At 71.9% G+C, this 1,368-nt stretch carries 2 protein-coding genes; both read left to right on the top strand.

What is annotated here, in order from left to right:
• Positions 1-468 (top strand): acetyl-CoA carboxylase biotin carboxyl carrier protein subunit (locus tag D471_RS0107020; protein ID WP_026127489.1); only part of this gene is annotated, 468 nt, incomplete at its 5' end.
• On the top strand, positions 465-1,368 hold a 904-nt coding region (locus D471_RS0107015; protein ID WP_017597956.1), incomplete at its 3' end, for an acyl-CoA dehydrogenase family protein. The genes D471_RS0107020 and D471_RS0107015, both read left to right, overlap by 4 nt.

Raw genomic sequence — 1,368 nt, 5'->3', positions numbered from 1 at the left:
CCCCCCCCCCGCCGTTCCTCCGACGGCAGGCGGCTGACCGTCACCCACGCGGGGCGCACGCGCTCCTACACCCGTGTCCACGACACGGCCACCGCCCACCGCTGGCTGGGTGCCGACGGCGTGGCGTGGACCCTGCACGAGGAGCCCGTGGCCGCCGCCCTGCGCGACGACGAGGCCGCCGCCGACGGCACCGTGCGCAGCCCCATGCCGGGCACGGTGCTCGCCGTTCCGGTCGAGGTGGGGCAGCACGTCACGGCGGGCACGGCGCTGGCCGTCGTCGAGGCCATGAAGATGGAGCACTCCGTGCCCTCCCCGATCGACGGGACCGTCACCGATGTGGCGGTCCGACCGGGCGCGTCCGTACCGATGGACGCCGTCCTGGTGACCGTCACACCCGACGGGACGGAGGACACCACCGCCGACCCGTCCGAACCCACCCCCGCCACCAGCGAGGAGACCACACGATGAACCGCCATGAGCTGTCGACCGAGCACGCTGACCTCCGGGCCTCCGTCGAGGAGTTCGCACGCACCGAGGTCGCGCCCGTGATCGGTGACTTCTACGAGCGGGACGCCTTCCCGTACGAGGTCATCGCCAAGATGGGGCGGATGGGCCTGTTCGGGCTGCCGTTCCCGGAGGAGTACGGGGGGATGGGCGGGGACTACTTCGCCCTGTGCCTGGCCCTGGAGGAGCTGGCCCGGGTCGACTCGTCGGTGGCGATCACGCTGGAGGCCGGCGTGTCGCTGGGCGCGATGCCGATCTTCCGGTTCGGCAGCGAGGAGCAGCGGAAGACCTACCTGCCCAGGCTGTGCTCGGGTGAGGCGCTGGGCGCGTTCGGGCTGACCGAGCCGGACGGCGGGTCGGACGCGGGCGCGACCAAGACCACGGCGCGGCTGGAGGACGGCGAGTGGGTGATCAACGGGACCAAGTCGTTCATCACCAACTCGGGGACCGACATCACGGCGCTGGTGACGGTCACGGCGGTGACGGGACGGCGTGAGGACGGGCGGCCGGAGATCTCGTCGATCCTGGTGCCCTCGGGGACACCGGGGTTCGCGGTCGGGCAGAAGTACTCGAAGGTGGGCTGGAACGCCTCCGACACCAACGAGCTGGTCTTCGAGGACTGCCGGGTGCCCGAGGCCAACCTGGTGGGGGAGCGTGGACGGGGGTACGCGCAGTTCCTGCGGATCCTCGACGAGGGGCGCATCGCGATCGCGGCGCTGTCGGTGGGGCTCGCCCAGGGCTGCGTGGACGAGAGCGTGCGCTACGCCCACGAGCGGAGCGCGTTCGGTCACCACATCGGGCACTACCAGGCGATCCAGTTCAAGATCGCCGAGATGGAGGCGCGGGCGCACACGGCGCGGCTGG

The sequence above is a fragment of the Nocardiopsis lucentensis DSM 44048 genome, assembly GCF_000341125.1.
GTDB lineage: Bacteria > Actinomycetota > Actinomycetes > Streptosporangiales > Streptosporangiaceae > Nocardiopsis > Nocardiopsis lucentensis.
Note: the sequence above shows the minus strand (reverse complement) of the source record. Positions and strands in the feature narration are given on the sequence as shown.